Below are 25,755 nucleotides of genomic sequence, written 5' to 3' on the forward strand. Positions count from 1 at the left end.
CTGGAAGACGCGGAGCATTTTTAACGCCCCACGTAACGGCGCCGCGCCGGGACCGAGACCAGAACCTCGGAGCGCGCCGCCGGCGGCGGGACGCGCTCGCCGTCGTGGAGCACCATCGCGGTCAAGCGCCCCCCGTAGACCGCGCCCGTGTCGATCCCGGTCGCCCACGCGTGCATCTGCGGCTCGCTCCGCGCGTTGTGGCCGAACACGACGTGCGGCGGGCCCTGGTACGTCTGGCCCCACAGCGTCTTGCCCCCGCGGCGCTCGACCGGCTCGCCGTAGCGGCCGAGGCAGCGCACGTACATCAACGTGTGAGGATCCTGTCGCTCGATCGGCAGCCCGGGGATCAACCCTGCATGGACCACACGGAGCCCGTGCTCCGGCAGATCCAGCCAGTACGGCAGCGTCTCCAGCCACGCCCAGTCCCGCTTGCGCAGCTGCTGCGCGGTCTCCTTCGAGAGCTCCCCCAGCGGCTCGCCGCGAGGATCGCTCCGCCCGGCACGCCAGCGGAGCAGCCGATCCTCGTGGTTGCCCCGCACCGAGATCGCGCCGACCTCCCGGAGCAGATCGAGCGTTCCGCACGGATCAGGTCCGCGCACGATCAGATCGCCGACCATGACGACCCGATCGCCCGATACGAGGCCCACGTGCTCGATCAGCCGCGCCAGCTCGTCCCGGCAGCCGTGAACGTCACCGATGATGATCGTGCGCGGCATCGCACACCCAACGTAGCAGGGACGCCCGTTCCATGGGGGGCGCCCAGGCCCGTCCCCGCGGACGCGGCAGGACCGCGCGGCCCCGCCGGCGAGCGCGCGGCGATCGCCGCGCGCCGCAATCGGAATTTTACAAGCAATTCAGGAGAGTTACGCGCCGGCCACCCGGACGGCGCCGCGCTTGGCCCTGGTCAGGCGCATTACGGGGAGTCGATCTTGGCGCGCTTCGGGATCACGACGATCCCGCCCTCGCTGACGAACCACTTCTTGCGGTCCTCCTCGAGGTTGAAGCCGATCTCGGCGCCGGCGGGGATCTCGACGTCCTTGTCGATGATGCAGCGGCGGAGCTTGACGTGGCGCCCGATCTTGACGTCCTCGAACAGCACGCACTCCTCGATGTGGCTGAAGGAGTTCACGCGGACCCGGTTCGAGAGCACGCTCCTGTGGATCCTGCCGCCGGAGATGATGCACCCGAGCGAGACCAGGCTGTCCGTGGCGATGCCGACGCGCGCGTTCGCCTCGTCGCGGAAGACGAACTTGGCGGGCGGGTCGTGGCTGATCCCGGTCCGGATCGGCCAGCGCGGGTTGTAGAAATTGAACGCCGGCTGGATGCTCACGAGATCCATCTGGGCCGCCCAGTACGCGTCGATCGTCCCGATGTCGCGCCAGTAGCCCGCGCCCTCGTCCTCGCCGGGGACGAGGTTCTCGTGGAAATCGTAGACGTAGACGCGGCTGCCGCTCTGGACCATGCGCGGGATGATGTCGCGCCCGAAATCGTGCGCGCTGTCCTCGGTCGCCGCGTCGTGCTCGAGGACGTCGAGCAGCGCCTTCGTCTTGAAGATGTAGTTGCCCATCGACGCGAGGCACATGCCCGGCCTGCCGGGCATGCTCGGCGGATCCTGCACCTTCTCGTGGAAGGCGAGGATGCGCCCCGACTCGTCGCACTCGATGACGCCGAAGGACCGAGCCTCCTCCTTCGTCACCGGGATGGCGGCGACGGTCACCTCCGCGTCGCGCGACAGGTGATCGTGCAGCATCTGGCGCACGTCCATCTTGTAGACGTGGTCGCCGCCGAAGATGCAGAGGTGCTCGGGCGACTCGTCCGTGATGACGTGCTGGGTCTGGTAGACGGCGTCCGCCGACCCCTTGAACCAGCTCTTGCCCGTGCGCTGCTGCGCAGGGACGGTCTCGATGAAGCTGTCGAGCATCGGCGAGAGGCGCCAAGCTCGGGCGATGTGCTCGTCTAGCGACGCGCTCTTGTACTGCGTGAGGATCTTGATGCGGTGCAGCCCGGAGTTGACGAAGTTCGAGAGGACGATGTCGATGATCCGGTACCGGCCGCCGAACGGCACGGCGGGCTTCGCCCGGTCGTGCGTCAACGGGCCGAGCCGGCGGCCCTCGCCGCCAGCAAGGATCATCACCAAAACCTTCGAGGCTTCGAAAGCGGTGCGCAGGGTCGTCTCGCGCATGGGACGGAGAGGGTACTCGATCGATGTTGCCATCGCGAAGAGCGGAAACACGTCCTTCGCGTATTCGAGGCAACCCCGGGACCGGGAGAACGCCGCGGAGGCCTGCGCAACCCGGCCTGGCGGCGCCGGGCTGAGCCTGGGCGGGTCGCGCGGCGCGCCTCGCCGAGCCCGCCTCTCGCGCCCTCCCGCCCCGCGATCGGGCGGCGCCGGCGGCGGCCCGTCGCGCTCTACCGTCCTCCGCCCGCCCTCCGCCGCGGCGCGCTGCCGCGCGACGAGGATCGATGAAGAGAGGGGGACGTCTCCGTTTCTCTTTACGATCGACTCGCGGCCGTGTTAGCCGTTTCCGCCGTCGCGCGCGCATGCGAGAGGCGCCTGACCCGCACGCGGCGCACCGCTGTCCGAGGGCTATTCCAGAGCTGGATCTTTCCTGCTGGAGGTGCCCGTCACGCTGACCTTGGAGATGCCATGAACGCCCGATTCGGTCGACCCCTCCTCGCCGCCATCCTCCTCGTCGCGGGCACTTCAGGGTGCGGAACGGACGAGCAGCCCTACACGGCAAAGCCCGCCTTCAGCGGCCGCAAAGCGACCCTGCCCGCGGTGCCGACGCTGCCCGCGAAGAACAAGAAGCAGGGTGACGCTTACACGGTCTGGGGCGTCACGCACGACCTCCGGAGCCGCGTCCACTTCGAGGACGTGAACGGCAAGAAGCTCTCGATCGTCGGCTACATCGTCAAGACGAACCTCGCGGAGGCCCCCGCCTGTGCGGTGCACAAGACGGGCAAGGGTGACCCGCCGGACTGCAAGGCGCCGGTCCCCAGCTTCGCGATCGCCGACGAGAAGGGCGAGACGAAGGACATGATCGAGGTCATGGGCTGGGCGTCGAACTTCGCGCAGATCTACAGCATGATCGAGGCGATCGACAAAGCGCCGCGGGGCAAGGAGGGCGAGGCGAAGCTCACGGACGAGTTCTGGGGCCAGGAGCTGCCGAACCCGATCCCGGCCGTCGGCGCGAAGGTCAAGGTCACCGGCACCTACGGCGTGACGTTCACGAAGTCGACAGGCGGCGCGGCGGCCAACCCGAAGTACGGCATCCTGTCCGCGGAGCAGATCGAGTACCTCGAGCCGCCGCCCGAGAAGGCCACCCTCCCCGGCATGAAGCGCAAGCCCTGACGCGGCCGCTGGCGGCGGCGGTGCGACGTCGCGCCGCGCCGCTTCACGTCAGGGTGGACCGGATCCCGCTGCTCGGCTCGGTCGCCGCCGACTCGAAGACGGCATCGACGAGCAGCCGCCGCGCCGACGCGTCGTCCGCTTCCCGGCGATCGACGCGCACCAGCGACGCCGGCGCCTGGCGGATGATCGCGTCGAACACCTCCCGATCGAACCGGTACAGCTCCTCCCCCACGATCACGGCGTACAGGTGCGACGCCGCGCTCGTCGCCCGGAGCGAGCGCAGATCGCACTCGCGCACCGTCACCCCGAGCCGGGCCCCCGCCTCCCTGCACACAGCGACGAGCTCGGCAGGACAACCGGCCACGATCACGAGCGGCGCGGGCGGAGCGCTCGGGACCACAGCCTTGCGCGGCTTCGTACCGTCCTCCATAGGCGCCTCAGCGTAGGCCACGAGTCGAGTACGCCGGCAAGGGAATTGTTTCGTCAGGCACCACCGGCGAGCCCGCCTTTCTGCGCGAGACAGCGGCCATCAACGCACCCCCGCTCCCTGCTGGATGTGCCACCCCCGGCCCTCTGCCACGCCGATGAAACGGATCCGCCCCGACCGCTCCATGTCGTCGACCAGCTCCTCCGCCTCGAGCTGCGAGATGTCGATCCGGTCGCAGAGCACGTCCCGGAACCGGGTCTTGCCCTGCACGTAATCCTCGTCGATCAGCGGGCCGAGCGAGCCCGCCAGGATCTCGGCGGCCAGCTCGAGCGCCACGACGGGCGTCACCACGGTCTCGGCGGTCGTGCGGACGCTCTCGTCCGTCGTCTGGACGGCCGCGTCGCCCATCGTGACGCTCGCGTCTCCGGTGATGAGGGTGCCGTACTCGACGGTGCTCCGATCGGTCGTCATGACTCCACCTCGTCCGGGCTCGGGCGGGTCCGGATGCCGCGCCCGCGCCAGGCTTCCTTCCTCGCTCATGGAGCGCGGGAGGCCCGAGCGGAAGCCGCGCGGAAGCCGAACGGAAGCCGAACGTAGACCGAGCGGAGGCCGACGCCGCGAGGGCGCCTCCGGGGACGGCGATCCTGGCGGCGATTTCAGGCGGCAACCCGCCGAAGATCAGGGAAGCTACCGCTCCTGCCAGGCCCATCGCTCGAGGGGGGAGGCCCTGGGCCACGAGATCATGATGTCGTCCCGCGAGTACTCCCCATCACGCCCCAGCCGCACGGGGGCGGCGCGCACGCCGATCCCCCGCGCGCAGGGGCTGATCCCGTTCCAGCTCGTCGGTCGGGTGCTGCTCCACGCGATCCTCGTCGGCGTCACGGCCGGCATCGCCGGCTCGCTGTTCTTCGCCGCCCTCGAGCTCGCCGAGCACGAGCTCTTCATCGCGGTCACCGGCTACGAGCCGCTCCGCGCCAAGGGCGAGGCGGTGCTCTCGAGCGCGCACGTCGGGGCGTTCCGGCCCTGGCTCGTCCTCGTCCTGCCGGCGTTCGGCGCCCTCGTCGGCGGGGTGCTCACGACGGCGCTCGCGCCCGAGACCCGCGGCGGCGGCGGCGACGCCTTCATCCGGGCGTTCCACCACATGGGCGGCATCGTCCGCCGCCGCGTCCCGGTGGTGAAGGCGCTCGCCTCCATCTTCACGCTCGGCTGCGGCGGGTCCGGCGGGCGCGAGGGGCCGACGATGCAGATCGGCGGCGCGCTCGGCTCGATCATCGGGCGCGCCCTCCGGGTGGACACGCGCGAGCGGCGGATCCTGCTCATCGCCGGCGCGGCCGCGGGTATGGCGGCCGTGTTCCGGACGCCGCTCGGGGCCGCGCTCCTCGCCGTCGAGGTGCTGCACCGCGACGACTTCGAGGCCGACGCGCTCATCCCCTCCATCCTCGCGAGCGTCGTCTCGTACTCCGTCTTCATTTACTTCTTCGGCGAGTCGACCCTCTTCGCGCACGCTCCCCGCTACCCGTTCATCCCGAGCCACCTCCCCCTCTACGCCGCGCTCGCGCTCGTCGTGTCGCTCGTGGCCACGGTCTTCCTCCGGACGCTGCACGCCGTGGAGTACACGGTGCACCGCATCCCGCTGCCGCCCTGGGCGAAGCCCGCGCTCGGCGGCCTCGCGCTCGGCGCGCTCGTGACCCCGCTGCTCATGCTCCTCGGGCCGCGCTTCGCCAGGCCGGGGGAGGGGTTCGGGATGCTGGGCGCGGGGTATGGCGCGGCCCAGATCGCGATCACGGGGGCCTCGTGGCTGCCCGGCGGGTGGACCGCGGTGCAGCTCCTGCTCGTGCTGCTCGCCACGAAGATCGTCGCGACCTCGCTCACCGTCGGCTCGGGCGGCAGCGCGGGGGACTTCGGCCCCTCGCTCGTGCTCGGCGCGCTCACGGGCGGGGCCTTCGGGCGCGCGGCGGAGCTCCTGCTCGGCGATCCGCGCATCGACCCCGGCGCGTTCGCGCTCGTCGGGATGGGCACGTTCTACGGCGGGATCGCGCATGTGCCGATCGCCTCGCTCGTCATGGTCTGCGAGCTCGCCGGCAGCTACGACCTGCTCGTGCCGCTCATGCTCTGCGAGGGCATCGCCTTCGTGGCGCTCCGGCACAGCACCCTGTACCGCGCGCAGGTCGCGACCAAGCGCGAGTCCCCGGCGCACCGGGGTGAGCTCATCGTCGACGTGCTCCGCAGCATCCGCGTCGCCGACATCGTCATCCGCAGCCGCCCGTTCGTGTCGTTCGAGGCGCGGACCCCCGCCTCGATCGTCGTCGAGCGCATCGCGGCGTGCGAGTGGCAGGACACCTTCCCCGTGCTCTCCGAGGACGGCAAGGTCGTCGGCACCATCGACGCCGAGATCCTGCGCGCCACCGCGACGAGCCCCGAGCTCTCGGGGCTCGCGATCGCGCACGACATGATGGCGAGCCCCGCGTCGGTCAGCGAAGCGGAGGACCTGCACCACGCGCTCCAGGTGCTGCTGGAGCTGCGCGTGCGAGAGCTCCTGGTCACCGACGCCGAGGGCAAGATCGTCGGCATCCTGGACGAATCCGACGTCACGCGCGCCTACCACGACGCGACGGCGGAGCTCGAGAGCGCGGGACAGTAGGAATCTCGGGACAGGCGAGCGACGACGACGCACGACGCACGACGCACGGCGGACGCATGGCGCGCTCGTCCTGGAAATTCGGGAATGGCTAGCTTTCGCGCGCCCACGCGGGCGACGCGCGCGTCTCATGGACGTGCGCGCGCGGATGTCCTGGTCGCGCCGCGCGCCCGATCGTGGTTCGGGCGTAATGACGCAAGCCTGCGGCCCCCACCGCTTTCGGGAGTCTCCTGAGCTTTCAATCTTGGATTCCACGCAGCGACGGAACGGAGCGCGTGGGGAATACTCTCGTTCATCCGGAGAATTCGGGGTCCGGAGAGCGCAGGGGAGAACGGCATGCTTGTCGATACGCTCGGAGGTCGGACGGTGCGGCGCAACGCGGAAGTACGAACACGATCGAGCGCGCCGAACAGCCGCGCCAAGCTCGTGGTCGTCGTGGACGACGAGCCGAACATCCAGGAGGTCGTGAGCATGATCTTGGAGAGCGAGGGCGGCTACGAGGTGCGCTGCGCCTCGAACGGCGAGGAGGCGCTGGCGTTGCTCGACCAGATCGCGCCGCCGGATCTGCTCGTCGTCGACATCATGATGCCGGTGATGGACGGCTGGGGCCTGCTCACGGCGCTCCGGCACAACGAGAAGACGGCCCGTATACCAGTCATTGTTTCATCCGCGTCTTCAAAACATGACGCGACGAGCCTCGGTGTCGCTCGGGTGCTGCCCAAGCCCATCGACTACGACGCCTTCCTGGCCGCGGTCGACGAGCTCACGCGCTCCAGAGAGCGGCAAATCCTCGACGCCGAGTAGGCCGAGTCGATCAGCCGACCGCGCCACTGCCTCCATCGCGGCAGAAACCGCAAATGGCCCATGGACCTCCAGGGCCGTCCGGCGGTAGCTTCACTCCAGTGTTGTTAGAGAACCCGGGTGCCGGCCTCTTCGCCGGCTACACTCCCCTCCCCGGCGCCTACGACGAGCTGTTTGGTCGAGACGGCGCTCCTCGCCCCGAGTTCCTGCGCACTGCCACGCTCCTCGGCGCGCTCGCGCCGAACGAGTTCGCGCGCGCGCAGCACCTCGCGGAGCTCGCCCTGCTCAACCAGGGCGTCACGTTCTCCGTCTACGCGGATCAGCGCGGCGCGGAGAAGATCTTCCCGCTCTGCCTCGTCCCCCGGATGCTCTCCGCGGCGGACTGGGCCCACATGGAGCGGGGCCTCGAGCAGCGCGTCCGCGCGCTCGGCCTCTTCCTCGACGACGTCTACGGGGACCAGCGCATCCTCAAGGAGGAGCGCGTCCCCCGGGACCTCGTGCTCGGCTCCGGGCAGTACCTGAAGCAGGTCCACGGCCTGCGGCCCCCGGGCGGCGTGCGCATCCACATCGCGGGCGTCGACATCATCCGCGATCCGGCCGGGACCTTCCGGGTCCTGGAGGACAACCTCCGCACGCCGTCCGGCGTCTCCTACGTCCTGGAGAACCGGCTCATCAGCAAGCGCGTCCTGCCGCACCTGCTGGACAAGGCGCGCGTGCAGCGGGTCGACCATTACCCGGCCCGGCTCGCCGAGACGCTGCGCTCGGTGTCGCCCGCGAGCCCGAGCGGCACGAGCGCCGTCGTGCTCACGCCGGGGCCCTACAACTCGGCCTATTTCGAGCACAGCTTCCTCGCGCGCACGATGGGGCTCGAGCTCGTGCAGGCCCCCGACCTGTTCGTCGATCAGGACGAGGTCTTCGTCCGGACGACGCGCGGCCCGCGCCGGGTCCACGTCATCTACCGCCGCATCGACGAGGCGTTCCTCGACCCCGAGGCCTTTCGCCCCGACAGCATGCTCGGCGTGCGCGGCCTGATGCGCGCCTACGCCGCCGGCAACGTCGCGCTCGCGAACGCGCCCGGCAACGGCGTGGCCGACGACAAGGCCGTGTACCCCTTCGTGCCGGAGATGATCCGCTACTACCTCGGCGAGGAGCCGGTCCTCGAGCAGGTCCCCACCTACCTCTGCATGCGCGACGACGACCGGCGCTACGTGCTCGACCACCTCGACCAGCTGGTCGTCAAGGCGGTCGACGAGGCCGGCGGCTACGGCATGCTGATGGGGCCGCAGTCGACCGCCGCGCAGCGGGACGAGTTCCGGGCGCGCATCCAGGCGACGCCGCGCCGCTACATCGCCCAGCACCGGATCGAGCTCTCGACGAGCCCCACCTGGGACCCGACCACGAAGACCGCGGTCCCGAGGAGGCTCGACCTGCGCCCCTACGTGCTGACGGGCCGCGACGGCGCGTGGGTGCTGCCCGGCGGGCTCACGCGCGTCGCGCTGGTGGCCGGCTCCTACGTCGTCAACTCGAGCCAGGGCGGGGGCTCGAAGGACACCTGGGTCCTCAAGGGCCCAGGGGAGAACGGGCAGCGCACGCCCTCGGTCGGCGGCTCCGACGCGAGCCCCGCCGCCGCGAACAACGACCCTCCCGGCGCCGCGCCGGGATCTGCCCCCCCGGAGGCCCCGTGATCTCCCGCGTCGCCGATCACTGCTTCTGGTTCGGCCGCTACCTCGAGCGGACCGAGAACATGGCCCGCATCCTCGCCGTCACGCAGAACCTCGCGCTCGACGCCGAGATCCCGACGCAGCAGTGCTGGCTTCCGGTCATCATCGTGGCCGGGCAGAAGGAGCACTTCGGGGCCGAGCACGGCGAGGAGGCCGCGGCCGACGGCGAGCTCGTGCAGCGCTACATGAGCTTCGACGAGGACAACCCGACGAGCCTCCGCAGCTCGATCTCGGCCGCGCGCTGGAACACGCGGTCGATCCGGGAGGTCGTCAGCCTCGAGGTGTGGGAGACCCTCAACGAGCTCCACCTCTGGGTGAACAGCGACGAGGCGCGGGAGGAGTTCAGGTCGAGCCGCTACGCCTTCTACCGGCGCGTACGCCAGCTCACACAGCTCTGCCTCGGGCTCACGCAGAGCACGATGCTCAACGACACGCCGCTCGATTTCATCTGGCTCGGCGTGCTGCTCGAGCGCGTCGGGCAGACCGCGCGCACGCTCGACGTGCACCACCACGCGCTGACCAACCTCCCGCCGCCGTCGCCGTCGGAGATGAGCGCGCAGGCGCAGGGCGCGCTGCGCAGGCAGCACCGGGTCGTGGAGACGGCGCTCTGGCTCTCGCTCCTCCGCGCCTGCTCCGGGTTCGAGCCGTTCATGAAGCTCAACCAGGGTCAGGTGAGCGAGGAGGCTGTCGCCCAGTTCCTCCTGTACGAGCCGCGCTTCCCGCGCTCGATCCGGCACTGCGTCCACGCGGCGTTCGCGCGCCTCTGCGAGATCCGGCCGCCGGACAGCGTGGCGCTCCCCGGCGGCGAGAGCCTCGAGCGGCTCCAGCTCCTGCACCAGTGGGTGGCCGACAGGGCCACCGAGCCGTTCGACCCGATGGCGGTCCACGCGGCGCTCACCCATGTGGTCGACGAGACGGCGATGATCTGCGACGGTATCGGTCGTGAGCTGCTCGGTTACGGGCCGCCCGACAGCAACCCCACGGTCACGAGCCAGTAGCCGCCAGAGTCGCCGACGTACCCATGCCGAATCTCCTCGCGATGTCGTTCGAGGGCGAGCTCGCCCCATGTTTCGATCTCACCTGCCTGCAGCCCGGACGCAAACTGCCTGACGGCTGGGGCATCGGGTACTACCCCGGCGGCGAGCCGAGCGCCTCGGTGCTCAAGGAGCCGGCGCCGCCGCAGGGGAGCATCCGCAGCGAGCTCGTGAAGGCGTGGGAGCACCTCGAGTCGTCGCTGCTCGTGCTGCACATCCGCACGGCGACGTGGGGCAGCGTCAACGACGCCAACACGCAGCCGTTCAGCCGGAGCTGGGGCGGGCGCGACTGGCTGTTCGCGCACAGCGGCAGCCTCGTCGACCGGATCGAGGTCGATCCGAAATCGCTCTTCCAGCCGGTCGGCTCGACGGACACGGAGCTCATCCTGTGCGAGCTCATGCGCTGGATGGCGTCGGAGAACCTCCGGAGCATCGGCGACATCGATCCGGCGGTGCTGCGCGACTGGTTCGACGAGATGAACGAGCACGGCCCCCTCACGACGGTCCTGGCCGACGGCCGCGATCTGGTGGTCTACGCGGATCGCGATCGCGAGGGGGACGCGTTCCTGTGGGAGGTGCTGCCGCCGTACGAGCGCCTCGCGTTCGGGGACGACGATCTGGAGGTCGACCTGACGCGCCGGGGGGTCAAGAGCCGCAAGGGCGTCATCGTCTCGTCGGAGGAGCTCAAGGTCCACGCGGGCGGGCGGGCGGCGTCCTGGAAGCGCGTGCCGCCGGGGCACCTCGTGGTGCTGCGGCAGGGGGCGCTCCGGGCCACGGCGTCGCCGCGCACCGACCGGCGCAAGCCGTCGTCGTCCACGCCGCCGCTCTCGTCGCGGCCGGTCCGGCGCCCCGTGCACGCGGCGATCCGCCGCTTCCAGGTGGTGCACCGCACGTCGTACCACTACGCGACAGCGGTGGAGCGCAGCACGCATCTCCTGCGGCTGACGCCGGCGCACGACCGGCTGCAGACGCTGCTGCACAACGAGATCGAGGTGTCGGTCGAGGGCCAGCAGCGCGAGTACGACGACGTCTTCGGCAACCGCGCGCGGCGGGTGCTGCTCGACACGCCGTTCCATGATCTCGTCATCGAGTCGAGGTCGCGGGTGGAGCTGCTCGACACCGATCCGCTGAGCTTCCGCCCGCTGCGCGCGCGGTCGACGATCCCGCTCGTGTGGATGCCGTGGCAGCGCCAGATCCTGCAGCCGTTCCTCCTGCCGCCGGAGCTGGCCGAGAGCGAGCTCTCGGAGCTCATCGAGTACGCGATGACCTTCGTGGAGCGGAACGGCTACGATCTGCTCGACACGCTGCTCGACCTGAACGCGTCGATCTTCGAGGAGTACGAGTACAAGCAGGGGTCGACCAACCTGTTCACGACGGCGTTCGACGTGTACGCGAACCGCCGCGGCGTGTGCCAGGACTTCACGAACCTGTTCATCTGCCTGACGCGGCTGCTCGGCGTGCCGTCGCGCTACGTGTGCGGGTACATCTACACGGGGCCGAAGCACGAGAACCAGCGGCAGAGCGAGGCGTCGCACGCCTGGGTCCAGGTGTACCTGCCGGAGATCGGGTGGAAGGGCTTCGACCCGACGAACGGGATCCTGACGCAGACCGATCACATCCGCGTCGCGGTCGGGCGCAACTACGTGGACGCGACGCCGACCTCGGGCACGATCTACGTGGGTGGCGGCGCGGAGCGCCTCGCGGTCGACGTGCGGGTCGAGCCGATCGACTGATGGCGGGGCGCTGGGATGGAGAGGGCCTGAGACTCCCTCATTGAGCAGCCCTTTCCAGCGGGAAAATTGAACGGGGAGGCGGGGAGACAGGGAGTGTCTTGAAGATTTCCCTCCCCGCCTCCCCGCCTCCCTGTGAATCTCCCGAAGAACTTGAGGGGACGCCTCAGGGAGAGGGCGGCCGGCTCAGGGCCGCGTGGCGATCCAGTAGAGGAGCGCGGTCCGGCTGAGGCCGTCGTCGAGCGCGGTGAGCGCCTGCGCGTCCTCCCAGGCGGCCTCCTTGTCGACGGTCGCGTGCGCCGCGATCAGGAACGCCTTCCAGGGGTCCTCCGCGGTCGCGGTGGTCTCCGAGATCTCGGGCCACGCGTCCTGGACCCAGTCCTTGGAGATGAGCGACTCCGAGATCGGCGTGATCGGGAGCAGCTGGATCCCATAGACGTACTCGGGGTTGGGACCGAACCACGTCCCGAAGTCGGCCTTCGTGGACCAGAGCACGCCGACGGCGCCCTTGTTCTTGAACGGCTCGGGGTAGACGGTGCTGTCCGCGGTCACCTGCCAGTACGTCTGCGCCGAGGCCGTCTCCATGGCGAGGAGCACCCGGCCGAGGTTCTCCACGTCCTCGTTCTCGAGCGCCTCGCCGAGGAGCTGCATGCTGTACCAGGCGTTGACGGCCTCGGAGGTCGACTCCTGGTTGCGGCCGTCCGCGAACGGGAACAGCCCTGACGCCCACGAGTGGCCCCTGAACCAATCCATGCTGCGGAACGGCGTGAAGAACGTGTCCTTGGCGCTCGGGTTGGCGATGTCCCGGACGAGCCAGAGCGCCTTGTCCCCGTACTCCTCGCGCCACGCCTCATCGCTCTTCGCGAGCACGGCCGCCGCGTAGAGGAAGTAGCCGTAGTGGAAGTGATGATCGTTGTAATACCCCTGGCCGAAGTCGGCGGCCTCGTCCGTCAGGCCCTTGGTCGTCACGAGGCCGCCCCAGGTCGTGTCGTAGACGAGGGGGTTGTCGTTCTGGCCGTTGAGCCACGGGTTGAGGCGCGACTTGAGCCGCGCCCTGAGCTCCTCCGCGAGATCCGCCTTGCCGACCACCTCGGCGATCTGCGCGAGGCGCGCGAGCTTCGCGAGCTGCTTGCCCCCGAAATAGGGGTCTGTCCCGGCGACCGCCTCGTCGGGCATGAAGCCCTTGTCCTCCTCGAGGGCCGCGATGATGGCCTCGCCCCACTCGTCCGAGGCGCGGCGCGGCGCGTCCCAGCCGATCGTGCTGAGCGGGTACTCGAGCTCCCAGCTCGCGCCGGAGATGCCCTTCATCTGGCCGATCACGGTCGGGTACGAGACGTCCGCCGTCTTGAACATATCGAGGTGATCCAGATGGTGCGGCAGCGCCATGGTCAGGAGATCGCCCTCGCCCTCGGTCTTCCAGACGAAGCGCACCGTGGCGTTGTCCTCGGTGACCGAAGCCTCGATGTCGCCGCCGACCGGGATGACGGCGGCGTGGTCGTCGAGCGCGGCCGCGGCGTTCGGCCCGGGGACGAGCGCGAGGCGGAGCGAGCCCTCGTACGGCTCGTCCGCCGTCATGGAGAGGGCGTCCCACTCGAGGCTGATCTCGGGGAACGCATAGAGCACCCACGTCTGACCGTTGTTGAGCGAGATCTCGAATCGGTCGCCCGTGACCGTTGTGGGGCTCGTCGACTCGCCGTTGACCTCGGTGATCGCCACGCCGTCGCCGGCGCGGACGGAGGGGGCGAGCCCGTCGTACGTGGCCGTCACGTACGGCATCCCGTACACGATGGGCGCCGTCATCGTGCCGCCCTCCGCCGCCCACTCCACGGTGACCGAGAGGAGATCGGCCGACTTGACGGTGTGGCCGGAGAAGGCCTGACGCGCGCTGAGCGCGAGCTGCGTCAGGTCCGCCGAGGTGACGGCCGTGCTCTGCACCACGACGTCGGGCCGGGAGATCGACAGCGCCTGTCGGACCGCCTTGAGGTCGTACGGCGCGGCGTTGATCCGCTGATCGCCCGCGCCGAGAGCGAAGTTCATCCAGGTCGCGTTCGTGGGGAGCGGGGCCTTGAGATCGGCCAGCACGGCGCCCGGCGCGAGCGGGTGCTCCGCCTCCATGAACTCCGGAGCGACGTCCGAGAGCGGCTTGCTGCGGTCGAGATCCCACGTCTCGACCGGCACGCCGCCGGTGCCGCCGGTGCCGCCGCCGCCGTCCCCCCCGCTGCCTCCGCCGCCGTCGCCCTCGGTCACCTTGGGCGGCGGCTCATCGTCGCCGCACGCGGCGATCGCGGAGAGGCAGCTCAGCAAAGCAAAAGTCCGTAGCATCGGATGCTTCAACATCATAATCCAGCTCCCTCGCTCCCTCGCTCCAGCGCTCATCGCTCCACCTGCCGCGAAGCGGATCGAGAGATGAGCCCTGGTGTCGTGGTAGTTTCATCGATTTGCAAGCAACGGTACAGATTCTTTCATGAAGCGCCGGGCCCGTCCAGCTTGGCGAGCCCGCCGTCCCCGCGCCGGAGGCCCTCGCGATGCCATCCATCAGGCGATCGACGACCCGCACGCCCCGAGTCGGCTATGTCGTTGTCCGACGGTTCCTGGGGTCCTTTATCGCGTCTTCGCGGGCGCCTTGGCCGCGCTCTTCGCAGGCGTCTTGGCCGCGCTCTTCGCGGGTGCCCGTGCTCCAGGCGCGGGCGGCGCCTCGCCTCTGCCGCCTCCGCGCACGAGCGCGAGCACCTCGTCCGCGTGTCCGTCGACCTTCACGGCGCTGAAGGCGTGCTTCACCGCGCGATCGGGGCCGATGATGAAGGTGCTCCGGATGGTGCCCATCACCTTCTTGCCGTACATCGACTTCTCGCCGTAGACGCCGTAAGCGTTGTGCGCGGCGAGATCCGGATCGCTGAGGAGCGTCACCCCGAGATCGTATTTGTCCCTGAACTTCCGGTGGCGTTCGACGGAGTCGCGGGAGACGCCGAGCACGACGGCGCCAGCATCGGCGAAGGCGCGCAGGGCCGCGGAGAAGGCCTGGGCCTCCCGCGTGCAGCCGGGGGTGTCGTCCTTTGGATAGAAGTAGAGGACGACCGTCTTGCCCGGGAAATCCGCGAGGCCCACCGTCTTACCGCTGTCGCTTTCGAGAGAGAAATCGGGGGCACGATCGCCAGCATTCACCATCGCTCGTTCGCTCCTTGTCCGCCCGGGCGCAGGGAGGACAGCCCCCCTTCCCCATCGGCGCGCACGATATCACGCGACGTCCCCGGCGTACCACATAGCGCCCCCCGGCCCGCGCCAGCGTCGCCGCGCGCCGCGCTCAGTCGGCGGGGCCCCGGCCCGGAGGGCGCGGGCGCTCAGGGCCAGCCTGGATCCGGCTCGGGCGGAGCTTGGATTCCGTCCGCGAGCGGCCGCACGACGACGGCGCTCTCCACTCCCGGTATCCCGCGCCTGCGCGCGGCCGCGGCGCCCCTCCCGCGAGGCGCGGCGCGCGGGCGCGACGGACGACTGCGTGGTGACATACGATCTCGAGGGGATCGCGAAGAGCCCGGTCGCGAAGAGCCCGGCCGGCGGAGCGACGCAGGGGGCGCGCGATGAGGATGTGAACCCGCGAACCGCGCGAACCGCGCGAACCGAACGAACCGCGCAGGCCACCGCGCGCGCGACCGCGCAGGCAGCGGAGCGTCGCCGGGGCCGGCTTGCCCCCCCAGGGCAACCGAGGTACCCAAGGCACATTCGCAAGGCGCATGGCTGGCGTCATCGAATGAAATGGCATCAGCGCTGCTGGAGGAGATCATGACCCTGCCCGTCCCCGTGTACATCGTCGCAGCGGCCCGGACGCCGATCGGCGCGTTCCAGGGCGCACTCTCGCCCTTGCCCGCCCCCCGCCTGGGTGAGGTCGCCATCCGGGCGGCGCTCGAGCGGGCAAAGCTGTCTCCGGAGGCCGTCGAGGAGGTGTTCCTCGGCAATGTCCTGTCCGCCGGTATCGGGCAGGCTCCGGCCCGGCAGGCCGCCATCTTCGCCGGCATCCCGAGCAAGGTGCCGGCCACCACCGTGAGCAAGGTCTGCGGCTCGGGCCTCCAGGCCGTGATCTTCGGCGCGAAGACGGTGGCGCTCGGCGACGCGGACGTCGTCGTCGCCGGCGGCATGGAGTCGATGTCGAACGTGCCCTACTACCTCCCGCAGGCGCGCACGGGCTACCGCATGGGCGACGGCAAGCTCGTGGACGGCATGATCCACGATGGCCTGTGGGATCCGTACGGCAACTTCCACATGGGCACCGCGGGCGACGCGTGCGCCAGGGAGCACGGCTTCTCGCGGGAGGCGCAGGACGAGTACGCGAAGGAGAGCTTCCGCCGCGCGGTCGCGGCCCAGCGCGAGGGGCTCTTCGCCGCGGAGATCGCGCCCGTCTCCGTCCCGCAGAGGAAGGGCGACGCCGTGATCGTGAAGGAGGACGAGGGCCCGCCCGCCGGCAAGCCCGAGAAGTTCGCGTCCCTGAAGCCCGCGTTCCAGAAGGACGGGACGATCACCGCGGCCAACGCGTCGTCGATCAACGACGGCGCGAGCGCGCTCGTCCTGGCGAGCGAGCGGGCAGTCAAGGAGCACAAGCTCACGCCGCTCGCGCGGATCGTGGGCTATGGCGGCGCCGCGCAGGCGCCCGAGTGGTTCACGACGGCGCCGGCCGCGGCCATCGCGAACACGACGAAGAAGCTCGGCATCCCGACGGACCAGATCGACCTCTTCGAGGTGAACGAGGCGTTCGCGGTGGTGGCGCTCGCGGTGAACAAGCTCTCCGGGCTCGACGCCCAGAAGGTCAACGTCCGCGGCGGCGCGGTCGCGCTCGGCCACCCGATCGGCGCGAGCGGGGCGCGCATCCTGACGACGCTGCTCTTCGCCATGAAGGACCGGAACGCGAAGCGCGGCCTGGCCACGCTCTGCATCGGCGGCGGCGAGGCGCTCGCGGTCGTCGTGGAGCGGTGATCCGCCCGCAGCCCGTCGGGCCCGGCGTGCGCGGCGTGGAGGCCTTCCCCGCGCGCACGCCGACCCTGCCGCCCGCGACCCACACGAACAGCTACGCGCTCGGCGGCGGCGAGGTGCTGCTCGTCGAGCCGGCCACGCCGTACGAGGACGAGCGCCGCGAGTGGCTCGCCTGGGCGCGCGGCTTCGCCTCCCAGGGGCGGTCGATCGTGGCGATCGCGGTGACCCACCACCACGCCGACCACGTCGGGGGCGCGCGCTTCTTCGCGGCCGAGCTCGGCTTGCCTGTCTGGGGGCACGCCGAGGCGGCCCCGCGCCTCCCGGGCGTCCCGCTCGCGCGCCGCCTCGCGGACGGGGAGGTGGTGCGGCTCGGCGGGCCGGAGCCGACGGCGCTGCGGGTGCTCCACACGCCGGGGCACGCGCCCGACCACCTCTGCTTCCTCGACGAGGCGCAGGGCGCCCTGGTCTGCGGCGACATGGTCGCCGGCGAGGGGACCATCCTGATCGATCCCCGGGAGGGCGACATGGCGGAGTACCTCGCGCAGCTCGATCGGCTCGCGGGGCTCGGGGCGCGGATCGCGCTGCCGGCGCACGGCGGGCCGATCGACGCGCCGGAGGCGCTGTTCCGGCGCTACATCGCGCACCGGCTGGGGCGGGAGCGGCTGGTGGTCGCGGCGCTCGAGGCGGCCAGCGAGGCCGGCGCAGGCAGCGAGGCCGGCGCGGGCGGCGCAGGCGGCACGCCGATCGAGGCGCTCTTGCCGGTCGTCTATGCAGACACAGCGCCGCTCGTCTGGCCGCTCGCGCGGCTGAGCCTCGAGGCTCACCTGATCAAGCTGGAGCGCGAGGGGCGGGTGGTGCGCCGCGAGGACCGATGGCGGCGCGCGGCGGGGGCAGGCGCCTGACCGTACGGCCGGGCGGAGCGGGGTCACTTCGTGGAGGCGTCGCGCTTCGCGCGCCGCGGCCTCGTGCACCGCCTCGCCCATCAGGACGCACGCGGCAGCTCGACCCGGAACACCGAGCCGGCGCCCGGCTCGCTCTCGACGAGGAGGCGGCCGCCGTGCGCCTCGACGATGCGCTTCGCCACCGCGAGCCCGAGGCCCGTCCCCGGGATCGCGCCCGCCGACGCCTTGAGGCGCTGGAACGGCTCGAAGAGGTGCGCCAGATCCGCCGGATCGATCCCGACCCCGCGGTCGCGAACCGCGATCTCGGCGCGGCCCGCGCCGCCGTGGACCGCCACGTCGACCTGGCCCCCGGTGGGAGAGTACTTGAGCGCGTTCGACAGGAGGTTGTTGAGCACCTGCTGGATCCGCGCCGCGTCGCAGCGGACGAGCACCGGCGCCTCGGGGAGCGAGAGCTCGATCGGGTGCTGCGGCGAGACCGGGCGGTAGAGCTCGGCCGCCTCCTGCACGAGCTCGCGCAGGTCGCGATCCTCGACCCGGAGGTCGAGCTTGCACGCCTCGATCCGCGACGCGTCAAGGAGGTCCCCGACCATGCGCTCGAGGCGATCGACCTGCCGCCCGACGAGCGCCATGGTCCGCTGCACGCGCGGCTCGGATGGGGGGCCTCCGTCGTTGAGGAAGCCGACCGACAGCCGGAGCGCCGAGAGCGGGTTCCTGAGGTCGTGCGCCACGCCGCCGAGGAACGCGAACTGCGCCTCACGCTGGCGCTCCAGCGACTCTGCCGTGCTGTTGAAGGCCCGCGCGATGTCCCCGAGCTCGCGCGGCCCGACGAGCGGCGCGCGCGCGGCGCGGTCCCCCGCGCCGTAGCGGCCGATCGCCTCCTGGATCGCGACGACGGGGCCGTAGACGAGCCGCCGCGCGCTGATGAGGACCAGGGACGCGCCCGCCATGAAGAAGATGACGGCGGCGACGCCGGCGGTGGTCGCGCGCCGGCCCAGACGCTCGATGAGCCCCTGGGACTCACGGGCCTGATGGAGGTTGATCTCGACAAGGCGGTCCAGGGCCTTGAACGACTCGTCGAAAGCGAGCGAATCGGTGACCAGCGCCGGCGCGTCCGGCGAGGGGGGTGAGCCGCCGGCATCGCCGGCTCGACGCCCGACGAGGTAATCGTCGACGCGCCGCTCTGCGTCGACGAGCACGCCGCTCTCTTCCTCGCTGCTCACGTGACGGTGAGCCTCCGCAAGGCCCTCCCTTAGCTCGATCTCCCACTCGTGGAAGGTGGAGATCGGCCCGCCGCTGGCGGACCCAGCGCCGCGGTGGATCTGATGTGCATCGCGGAGGAGGTCGATCTGCAGGCTGTGCACCAGGCGGACGCTCTCGATCGCGTCGCCGAGGATCCCGGTGGCCTGCTGCATGGTCGCCGCGGCGGCCATGAGCGCGGCGACCACGGCGATCGCCGCGCCCGTGAGGAGAAACGTCGCGATCCCGAGGAGCGTGCTCAGGCTTGGCCGCCTCGAGGAGCCGAGCTCTGGCGCGCGCCGCGCCACTGCTGATTCCATGGCGTCGATTGATCCGATTTCGCGCCCGAGGCAACTCGTACGCACCGCCGCCCCCGAGCGGCGCGGCCCTCCACGCTCGCCCGCGGGCGCGGCGCGTCTCCGCGGCGGCTGGTGACGGCGCCATGGCGGAGGGTGGAGCCCGGCCAGACGGCAGCGCCGGCGAGCTCGGCTCGACAGCGCTGGCCGAGGATGGGCGGCGTCACGGCGCGGGTGTCACTGGCACGCCTGGGCGGCCGTGTTCCGGCGGAGCCCGCAGGCGAATGTGCCGCCGCCGCAGCTGAAGACGCTGCAGTACTCGCGCACCTCCCTGCGCCCATCGCCGTAGGTTTTTACCTCGCAGTCCGCAGGGCTGTAGTCGCACACCCCCTGGCAGCGGATCGGGCCGGTCGTGCCGTCGTTCGCGTCCGTGCACGGCCGCTCGTCGAGCTGGGTGGTCGCCGTGAACCCCACGTCCGCCTGATCATCGAAGTGCCCCGTGCAGAAGTGCGCGTCGGTGACGGTGCCCTCGAGATAGCTCCGGAGGGCCGACGAGAAGAAGGGCACCGGGTTCGGCGCCTTGTTGTCGGCGACGCGGCGGACCTCGAAGTGCAGGTGATCGTTGCCTGGCCAGTCCGACGATTCGCCGATCTCCTGCCCCGGGACGACGAGATCGCCCTCGGCGACCAGGCTCGACGCGGCGTGCCCGTAGATGACGTACACCGAGCCATAGCGGATCGTGAGATCGATCTGGGAAGGCGCGCCCCGGGCAGTGGGGTACCTGCCTGTGCAGGCGTCTCGCCCGGCGCACATGACCTTTCCATAGCCGACCGAGTACAAGGGGCTGCGCGCCGGGACGGAGAAATCGAGCCCGCTGTGGTTGCCGGAGGTGTGCGTGTAATAGACGGTCTGGAGCACGACCGAGGTGCACGTATGGCCGAAGTACTGCCCCATGGGCGGCGCATCCCCGTTCGGCATCGTGGTGGGGTGATTGCAGAACGTGGGCACCTTCGTGCCGCTGAGCTCGTCGCCGGGCCCCACCTCGCCGCAGCCGGTTGTCGGGCCCCCCCCGCCGCCGGCGCCCGAGACCGACGCGTTCGTGAGGGTCGCGCCGTCGTCGTACAGGCTGGTATCCAGCTCGAGCGGGTACGTGGGCGCCGCGCTGCTCGTGTGGAACACGGCCCCGTTCTTCAGGTAGCTCACCTGGCCGCTCTGCACCTCGACGCGGAAGACATCGCCGGCCTGGTAGGTCCCGAAGTAGCCCTGTCCAACCCCTTGCTCGTAGATCTCCAGCCCCCCGTCGCCGCGCAGGTAGATCGCGTAATCGATGTCTCCGTAGCCCTGATCGGCGTCGCCGTGGCCAAGGCCCGCCATCTTGTACCGGTTCGTCTCGTTCGTGGAGAACTCCACGTACCCGTCGCCCGACGCGATCTGCTGGACCGACGAGGCCCCTGCGTGCCAGCCCCAGCCGGCGGCGCGCGCCAGCGAGCCCCCGCTCGCCGGCGCATGGCGGACGTTCTTCCAGAACCCCGGCGGCATGCAGCTCGTGTCCCCGGCCGCGCAGCTCACGAGCTGGGCGCCGGCGACGGTCGCGCCCTCGTGGTTCAGGCTGGTATCGAGCCTGAGCGGATAGGTGGGCGCCGTCAGGCTCGTATGGAACGCCAGCCCGTTCTTGCGGTACCGCACCTGGCCATTGAACACCTCGACACGGAAGACGTCGCCGGCCTGGTAGGTCCCGAAGTACCCCTGTAGAGCCCCTTGCTCGTAGATCTCCAGGCCCCCATCGGCGCGCAGGTAGATCGCATAGTCGATGTCCCCGAAGCCCTGATCGGCGTCGCCGTGGCCGAGGCCCGCCATCTTCTCGAGGCTCGCCTCGTTCGTGGAGAACTCAGCATAGCCATCGCCCGCCTCGATCTGCTCGGCCGACGAGGCCCCCGCGTGCCAGCCCCAGCCGGCGGTGCGCGTCAGCACGCCTCCGTTGGCGGTGGCATAGCGGACGTTCTGCCATAGCCCGGGGGGCATGCAGCTCGTGTCCCCGGCCGCGCAGCTCACGACCTGGGCGCCGGCGACGGTCGCGCCCTCGTGGTCCAGGCTGGTGTCGAGCCCGAGCGGGTAGGTGGGCGCCGTGGTGCTCGTGTGGAACACCATCCCGTTCTTGCGGTAGCGCACCTGGCCATTGAACACCTCGACGCGGAAGACGTCCCCGACCTCGTAGCTCCCGAAGTATCCCTGTCCAACGCCCTGCTCGTAGACCTCCAGGCCCCCGTCGTCGCGCAGGTAGATCGCGTAATCGATGTCTCCGAAGCCCTGGTCCGTGTCGCCGTGGCCGAGGCCCGCCATCTTCTGGAGGTCTGCCTCGTTCGTGGAGAACTCCACGTAGCCGTCGCCCGCCTCGATCTGCTCGGCCGACGAGGCCCCGGCGTGCCAGCCCCAGCCGGCGTCGCGGGTCAACAGGCTTCCGTTCGCCGTGGCGTAGCGGACGTTCTTCCATTCCTGCGGCGGCATGCAGCCCTCGTCCCCGGCCGCGCAGCTCATGATCTGGGCGCCTGTGACGGTCGCGCCCTCGTGGTTCAGGCTGGTGTCGAGCCCGAGCGGATAGGTGGGCGCCGTGTTGCTCGTGTGGAATACCATCCCGTTCTGCCGGTAACGCACCTGGCCATTGAACACCTCGACGCGGAAGATGTCGCCCGGCTGGTACGTCCCGAAGTACCCCTGTCCAACCCCCTGCTCGACGATCTCCAGGCCTCCATCGGCGCGCAGGTAGATCGCGTAATCGATGTCTCCGAAGCCCTGATCGGCGTCGCCGTGGCCGAGGCCCGCCATCTTCTGGAGGTTCGCCTCGTTCGTGGAGAACTCCACGAACCCGTCGCCCGCCTCGATCTGCTCGGCCGACGAGGCCCCGGCGTGCCAGCCCCAGCCGGCGCTTCGCGTCAGCACGCCTCCGTTGGCGGTGACATAGCGGACGTTCCGCCACAGCCCCGGCGGCATGCAGCTCGTGTCCCCGGCCGCGCAGCTCGCGACCTGGGCGCTTGTGATGGTCGCGCCCTCGTGGTTCAGGCTGGTGTCGAGCCCGAGCGGGTAGGTGGGCGCCGTGGCGCTCGTGTAGAACACGAGCCCGTTCTTGCGGTAACGCACCTGGCCGCTGAACGCCTCCACGCGGAAGACGTCGCCGGCCTGGTACGTCCCGAAGTAGCCCTTCCCGTACCCCTGCTCGACGATCTCCAGGCCTCCATCGGCGCGCAGAAAGACCGCATAGTCGATGTCCCCGAAGCCCTGATCGGCGTCGCCGTTGCCGAGGCCTGCCATCTTGTCGAGGCTCGCCTCGTTCGTGGAGAACTCCACGAACCCGTCGCCGGCCTCGATCTGCTGGACCGACGAGGCCCCGGCGTGCCAGCCCCAGCCGGGGCTGCGCGTCAGCAAGGTCCCGTTCGCCGGGGCGTAGCGGACGTTCTTCCAGAACCCCGGCGGCATGCAGCTCTCGTCGCCGGCCGTGCAGCTCGTGACCTGGGCGCTGGTGACGGTCGCGCCCTCGTCGTGCAGGCTGGCGTCGAGCGCCAGCGGGTAGGTGGGCTCCGTGTGGCTCGTATAGAATACGACCCCGTTCTTGCGATAACGCACCTGGCCATCGAACACCTCGACGCGGAAGACGTCGCCGGCCTGGTAGGTCCCGAAGTAGCCCTTCCCGTACCCCTGCTCGAGGATCTCCACGCCCCCGTCGGCGCGAAGGAGCACCCCGTGATCGATGTCCCAGAACGATTGGCTCTCATCGCCGTGGCTCAACCCGGCGATCTTGGTCCGGTTCGCCTCGTTCGTGGAGAACTCGACGAACCCGTCGCCCGCCTCGATCTGCTGGACCGACGAGGCGCCGGCGCTCCAGCCCCAGCCCGGGCCGCGGGTCAGGGCGCCGCCCGACACCTCGACCTCGACGGCGTTGTTCCAGAAGGCGGTGGCGCCCTCTGCAGCCCGCGCGTCTCTCGCGCTCGCGATGGTGCTCCCGACGGCGAGCGCCACGAGGAGCGCGCCTTTGCAGAGCCTCCTCATGATGCGCCCGTCCTCCCGCGGCCCGCGACGAGCGCGGCGGCGAGGCATGGCGCAGGGTACCGGATGGATCTATCGAATGCGTGTTGAAGCACGGTGTTGATCTCCTCTGGACATGGATCGTTGATGAGAAGCCGGGCAGACAAAGCCCTCCCGCCAGCGCGCCGCTGCCGGTAGCGCGTCGCGCGTCGCGCGGCCGTCGCGCGTGCGTCTCCGTTCACCAGCGCGCGACGGCGGCTGGCCCTGGCGCGCAGGAGGGCGCGGATCGGGTGTGGCTCGACGGCCACCCCCGTTCCTACGCCGCGGCCGTCCGGCTTCTGACAGGCACCGATCCTCTTTTCCCGCGCGCCGCCGGCCATACCCGGCGAGGGGCGTCGCCGGGCGTGGCGGGCATGGCCGGCGAGGGGCGTCGCCGGGCGTGGCGGGGAGCGCGGGGGGCTGGGGACGCGGGCGTGCTCCGGCCGGGCGGCGGCCAGGAGGCGCCCGCGCGGCGCGGCACCGCCGTGCTATGTCGAGCGGCATGGCAGCGCCGCGCATCGCCGTCGTGGGTCACGTCGAGCACGTGACGCTCGGCCGCACCGAGGGCGTCCCCCAGCCGGGCGACATCGTTCACCTGCTCGACGCGCGCTTCCTGCCCGGCGGGGGCGGCGGCCTCGCCTTCGCGCAGCTCTGCCGGGGCGACGCCGAGATCCACCTCTTCACCGCGCTCGGGCACGACGCGGCGGCGCGCGCCGTCGAGGAGCGCATCCGCGTCGCGCCGGGGCGCGTGCACGTCCACGCGGCGGTGCGCGCCGTGGACCACCCGCGCGTGGTGGTCGTCGTGGACGCCGACGGCCGTCGCACCATCCTCGTCACCGCGGCCCCGCTCCAGCCCGCCGCGACCGACCCGCTCCCCTGGTCGATCCTCGCCGGCTGCGACGCCGTGTACTTCACCGGCGCCGACCCCGAGAGCCTGCGCCTCGCGCGCGCCGCGCGTCGCCTCGTGGTGACCGCCCGCCGGGGCGCGGCGCTCCGGGCGGCGGCGATCGCCCCCGACGTGGTCATCGGCAGCGCCTCCGATCCGCGCGAGAACGCCCCGCTCGACGCGTACGACCCCTGCCCCGGCGCGCTGGTGCTCACCGACGGGCCGCGGCCCGTCCGCGTCCTCCGCCCGGGGAGCGCCGCGCTGGTCGACGCGCCGCCCGCGCCGGACCGCGTCCTCGGCGAGTACGGCGCCGGCGACAGCTTCGCCGGGGCGCTCACCTTCTATCTCGCCCACGGCCTCCCCGTCGAGGAAGCCTGTCGCCTCGCTGGACCGCACGGCGCCGCCGTGCTGCGCGGGATCGATCCGATCGAGACGCAGACGGCGCTTATCGCGCCGTGACTCGGGTCCACCTCTGCGGGGCGGGATCCCGGCGCTTGTACCCTAGATGCAGCACCAGGGGTAGAGCGTTGATGCAGCCCATGTCTTGTCCTGCTTGCAGCGCATCGCCCCACCGCAGTTGCCGCCCCCGAAATCGTCCTCGCAAGCATAGCCGACAGCATCGCACGGCTCGCCTGGGCTGGCGCCCTCGCACGGAGCGCAGCTCGCGTTGGCCCCGGAGCATCCACCGCACGCCGATTGCTCCGTCTTGAGCCAGGCTGCCGGCCGCGCTGCGCAGCTGTTATAGATATCGTCGGGATCACCTTCATTGGGTTTGCATTCGAACACGAGGACGCAATCGCCCGTCGTGTACGTGCAGGTCTTCCCGATCTCAGGACACGCTGTCGACTCGACAAGCACCTCGCTCGGGCACCCGGGCGAAACCATCGTCTCCCCGCTCGGCGCGCCGCCTTCCCCGCTCGGCGCGCCGCCTCCCCCGCTCGGCGCGCCTCCGGACCCACTCGCTGAAGCACTATCAGCGTCGAGGTCCACGTGCGAGGAACAGCCGATGAACAGGGGCACAACGAGGGCAATACCGACGAGAGAGATGTGACGCATCAGCTCCTCCGGGCCTGCCCTCAGCAATTGCCGTTCCGCGGCGATCCTTGCCTTGTTTCATGCAGCTGCGTCGAGCGCGGGAGTTCCCCTCTGGCCCAGGTTGGCACGCTTCGGCATGCCCCCATGGCGCACGGACCTCCGTCCAGCCAGCGTGCTCCTGATCCAGCCTGCCCGGTCCAGCCTGACCAGGCTACCGGGCGGACGGCGCGGACTCCGCTTTCATGGCCACGTCGCCCCTGTCATCGCCGCCATCCTCGCCTCATGGCGGCGTCAGGAGAGCCACTCCGCGCGCGCCCGGGCGACCTCCGCCGGGGCGCATCCCTCCTCCGGGGCGCGCAGGCGCTCCCATGCCTGCTCGATGTAAGCGAGGCACTCCATGATCGAGCCCTGCTTGCCGGCCTCCCGCGACCCGCTAGGGATCGCGCGCTCGACAGGGAAGACGGTGTACTGCTTCTCGTGATCGACGACGACGCGATAGGTGGCTGCGTCCTGCCGCTCTTCCTGGTTCATCTTCCCCTCCGCGGGTCGGCCCGATTGCGCTGCGGGGTCGCACCATAACCTCGGTCCCCGCGCCGTCGAGCCGGAATCTCCGAGCACGGATCGCAGGATCAGGCCGTCTCCGCCCGAGACGGCATCACGCCGGGATCGATGCCCGTGTCAC

The 25,755-nt window shown here is 70.9% G+C and carries 19 protein-coding genes; 9 read left to right on the forward strand and 10 right to left on the reverse strand.

Annotated features, from left to right (window positions below; all coding sequences use genetic code 11):
* Positions 1-20 precede the first annotated feature (20 nt).
* Together WME95_RS38780 and glgC are read right to left on the reverse strand one after the other, a co-directional pair.
* Positions 21-716 carry a metallophosphoesterase gene (locus tag WME95_RS38780; protein ID WP_012239701.1) on the reverse strand — a complete coding sequence of 232 codons (696 nt, stop codon included), beginning with the start codon at positions 714-716 and terminating at the stop codon, positions 21-23.
* Between the two features lie 197 nt (positions 717-913).
* Positions 914-2,182, reverse strand: a complete 1,269-nt coding sequence (glgC, locus tag WME95_RS38785; RefSeq protein ID WP_437544951.1) for a glucose-1-phosphate adenylyltransferase — start codon at positions 2,180-2,182, stop codon at positions 914-916.
* A 465-nt stretch (positions 2,183-2,647) separates the two neighbouring features.
* Here glgC and WME95_RS38790 point away from each other — a divergent pair, with 465 nt between their 5' ends.
* Complete coding sequence (locus tag WME95_RS38790) at positions 2,648-3,352, forward strand: hypothetical protein (protein ID WP_437904351.1); 705 nt, start codon at positions 2,648-2,650, stop codon at positions 3,350-3,352.
* 43 nt (positions 3,353-3,395) lie between these two features.
* Here the strand turns inward: WME95_RS38790 and WME95_RS38795 are convergent, their stop codons facing one another.
* Both WME95_RS38795 and WME95_RS38800 read right to left on the reverse strand, forming a co-directional pair.
* Positions 3,396-3,782: a hypothetical protein gene (locus WME95_RS38795; protein ID WP_437904352.1), complete on the reverse strand. Its 387-nt coding sequence runs from the start codon at positions 3,780-3,782 to the stop codon at positions 3,396-3,398.
* Positions 3,783-3,881: 99 nt separating this feature from the next.
* Positions 3,882-4,250 (reverse strand): hypothetical protein, encoded by a 369-nt coding sequence (locus tag WME95_RS38800; protein WP_437544954.1) that lies wholly within the window; start codon positions 4,248-4,250, stop codon positions 3,882-3,884.
* 271 nt (positions 4,251-4,521) lie between these two features.
* Here WME95_RS38800 and WME95_RS38805 point away from each other — a divergent pair, with 271 nt between their 5' ends.
* The 5 genes from WME95_RS38805 to WME95_RS38825 all read left to right on the forward strand — a co-directional run bounded on the left by WME95_RS38805 (position 4,522) and on the right by WME95_RS38825 (position 11,706).
* Positions 4,522-6,420, forward strand: coding sequence for a chloride channel protein (locus WME95_RS38805; RefSeq protein WP_437904353.1), 1,899 nt, complete (start codon positions 4,522-4,524; stop codon positions 6,418-6,420).
* Between the two features lie 333 nt (positions 6,421-6,753).
* Complete coding sequence (locus WME95_RS38810; protein ID WP_012239707.1) at positions 6,754-7,221, forward strand: response regulator; 468 nt, start codon at positions 6,754-6,756, stop codon at positions 7,219-7,221.
* A 53-nt stretch (positions 7,222-7,274) separates the two neighbouring features.
* Positions 7,275-8,903 carry a circularly permuted type 2 ATP-grasp protein gene (locus WME95_RS38815; protein WP_437904354.1) on the forward strand — a complete coding sequence of 543 codons (1,629 nt, stop codon included), beginning with the start codon at positions 7,275-7,277 and terminating at the stop codon, positions 8,901-8,903.
* Complete coding sequence (locus WME95_RS38820) at positions 8,900-9,937, forward strand: alpha-E domain-containing protein (protein WP_437904355.1); 1,038 nt, start codon at positions 8,900-8,902, stop codon at positions 9,935-9,937. The genes WME95_RS38815 and WME95_RS38820 overlap by 4 nt, the downstream gene beginning before the upstream one ends.
* A 23-nt stretch (positions 9,938-9,960) precedes the next feature.
* The gene (locus WME95_RS38825; RefSeq protein WP_437904356.1) at positions 9,961-11,706 is read left to right on the forward strand and encodes a class II glutamine amidotransferase; all 1,746 of its coding nucleotides are present in this window, start codon (positions 9,961-9,963) and stop codon (positions 11,704-11,706) included.
* A gap of 183 nt (positions 11,707-11,889) precedes the next feature.
* Here WME95_RS38825 and WME95_RS38830 read toward each other — a convergent pair whose 3' ends face one another.
* Together WME95_RS38830 and WME95_RS38835 are read right to left on the reverse strand one after the other, a co-directional pair.
* Entirely contained in the window at positions 11,890-14,025 is a 2,136-nt protein-coding gene (locus WME95_RS38830; protein WP_437904357.1) for a glucan endo-1,3-beta-D-glucosidase, read from the reverse strand.
* Between the two features lie 279 nt (positions 14,026-14,304).
* Positions 14,305-14,868, reverse strand: a complete 564-nt coding sequence (locus tag WME95_RS38835; RefSeq protein ID WP_437904358.1) for a peroxiredoxin — start codon at positions 14,866-14,868, stop codon at positions 14,305-14,307.
* Between the two features lie 612 nt (positions 14,869-15,480).
* Between WME95_RS38835 and WME95_RS38840 the strand changes: the two genes are divergently transcribed.
* Entirely contained in the window at positions 15,481-16,665 is a 1,185-nt protein-coding gene (locus tag WME95_RS38840) for an acetyl-CoA C-acyltransferase (protein ID WP_437911072.1), read from the forward strand.
* Entirely contained in the window at positions 16,662-17,564 is a 903-nt protein-coding gene (locus tag WME95_RS38845) for an MBL fold metallo-hydrolase (protein WP_437904359.1), read from the forward strand. Before WME95_RS38840 ends, WME95_RS38845 begins: the two co-directional genes overlap by 4 nt.
* 80 nt (positions 17,565-17,644) lie before the next feature.
* Here the strand turns inward: WME95_RS38845 and WME95_RS38850 are convergent, their stop codons facing one another.
* Together WME95_RS38850 and WME95_RS38855 are read right to left on the reverse strand one after the other, a co-directional pair.
* A complete protein-coding gene (locus tag WME95_RS38850) occupies positions 17,645-19,120 on the reverse strand; it encodes an ATP-binding protein (RefSeq protein ID WP_437904360.1) in 1,476 nt (491 codons plus the stop codon).
* A gap of 213 nt (positions 19,121-19,333) precedes the next feature.
* A complete protein-coding gene (locus WME95_RS38855; protein WP_437904361.1) occupies positions 19,334-23,137 on the reverse strand; it encodes a M23 family metallopeptidase in 3,804 nt (1,267 codons plus the stop codon).
* A 517-nt stretch (positions 23,138-23,654) separates the two neighbouring features.
* On the opposite strand from WME95_RS38855, the gene WME95_RS38860 reads away from it, so the two are divergent.
* Entirely contained in the window at positions 23,655-24,497 is an 843-nt protein-coding gene (locus WME95_RS38860) for a PfkB family carbohydrate kinase (protein ID WP_437904362.1), read from the forward strand.
* Between the two features lie 42 nt (positions 24,498-24,539).
* On the opposite strand, the gene WME95_RS38865 is transcribed toward WME95_RS38860, so the two are convergent.
* Both WME95_RS38865 and WME95_RS38870 read right to left on the reverse strand, forming a co-directional pair.
* Positions 24,540-25,094 carry a hypothetical protein gene (locus WME95_RS38865; protein ID WP_437904363.1) on the reverse strand — a complete coding sequence of 185 codons (555 nt, stop codon included), beginning with the start codon at positions 25,092-25,094 and terminating at the stop codon, positions 24,540-24,542.
* A gap of 270 nt (positions 25,095-25,364) precedes the next feature.
* Positions 25,365-25,604 (reverse strand): MbtH family protein, encoded by a 240-nt coding sequence (locus WME95_RS38870; protein WP_437904365.1) that lies wholly within the window; start codon positions 25,602-25,604, stop codon positions 25,365-25,367.
* Positions 25,605-25,755 lie beyond the last annotated feature (151 nt).

Source organism: Sorangium sp. So ce327 (genome assembly GCF_051530205.1).
Lineage (GTDB): Bacteria > Myxococcota_A > Polyangia > Polyangiales > Polyangiaceae > Sorangium > Sorangium cellulosum_B.

Excerpts from the sequence above, each read along its gene's own strand:
- WME95_RS38780 (WP_012239701.1), bottom strand. The coding sequence starts at position 716 with ATGCCGCGCACGATCATCATCGGTGACGTTCACGGCTGCCGGGACGAG.
- glgC (WP_437544951.1), bottom strand. The coding sequence starts at position 2,182 with ATGCGCGAGACGACCCTGCGCACCGCTTTCGAAGCCTCGAAGGTTTTG.
- WME95_RS38790 (WP_437904351.1), top strand. The coding sequence starts at position 2,648 with ATGAACGCCCGATTCGGTCGACCCCTCCTCGCCGCCATCCTCCTCGTC.
- WME95_RS38795 (WP_437904352.1), bottom strand. The coding sequence starts at position 3,782 with ATGGAGGACGGTACGAAGCCGCGCAAGGCTGTGGTCCCGAGCGCTCCG.
- WME95_RS38800 (WP_437544954.1), bottom strand. The coding sequence starts at position 4,250 with ATGACGACCGATCGGAGCACCGTCGAGTACGGCACCCTCATCACCGGA.
- WME95_RS38805 (WP_437904353.1), top strand. The coding sequence starts at position 4,522 with ATGATGTCGTCCCGCGAGTACTCCCCATCACGCCCCAGCCGCACGGGG.
- WME95_RS38810 (WP_012239707.1), top strand. The coding sequence starts at position 6,754 with ATGCTTGTCGATACGCTCGGAGGTCGGACGGTGCGGCGCAACGCGGAA.
- WME95_RS38815 (WP_437904354.1), top strand. The coding sequence starts at position 7,275 with ATGGCCCATGGACCTCCAGGGCCGTCCGGCGGTAGCTTCACTCCAGTG.
- WME95_RS38825 (WP_437904356.1), top strand. The coding sequence starts at position 9,961 with ATGCCGAATCTCCTCGCGATGTCGTTCGAGGGCGAGCTCGCCCCATGT.
- WME95_RS38830 (WP_437904357.1), bottom strand. The coding sequence starts at position 14,025 with ATGCTACGGACTTTTGCTTTGCTGAGCTGCCTCTCCGCGATCGCCGCG.
- WME95_RS38835 (WP_437904358.1), bottom strand. The coding sequence starts at position 14,868 with ATGGTGAATGCTGGCGATCGTGCCCCCGATTTCTCTCTCGAAAGCGAC.
- WME95_RS38840 (WP_437911072.1), top strand. The coding sequence starts at position 15,481 with ATGACCCTGCCCGTCCCCGTGTACATCGTCGCAGCGGCCCGGACGCCG.
- WME95_RS38850 (WP_437904360.1), bottom strand. The coding sequence starts at position 19,120 with ATGGAATCAGCAGTGGCGCGGCGCGCGCCAGAGCTCGGCTCCTCGAGG.
- WME95_RS38855 (WP_437904361.1), bottom strand. The coding sequence starts at position 23,137 with ATGAGGAGGCTCTGCAAAGGCGCGCTCCTCGTGGCGCTCGCCGTCGGG.
- WME95_RS38860 (WP_437904362.1), top strand. The coding sequence starts at position 23,655 with ATGGCAGCGCCGCGCATCGCCGTCGTGGGTCACGTCGAGCACGTGACG.
- WME95_RS38865 (WP_437904363.1), bottom strand. The coding sequence starts at position 25,094 with ATGCGTCACATCTCTCTCGTCGGTATTGCCCTCGTTGTGCCCCTGTTC.
- WME95_RS38870 (WP_437904365.1), bottom strand. The coding sequence starts at position 25,604 with ATGAACCAGGAAGAGCGGCAGGACGCAGCCACCTATCGCGTCGTCGTC.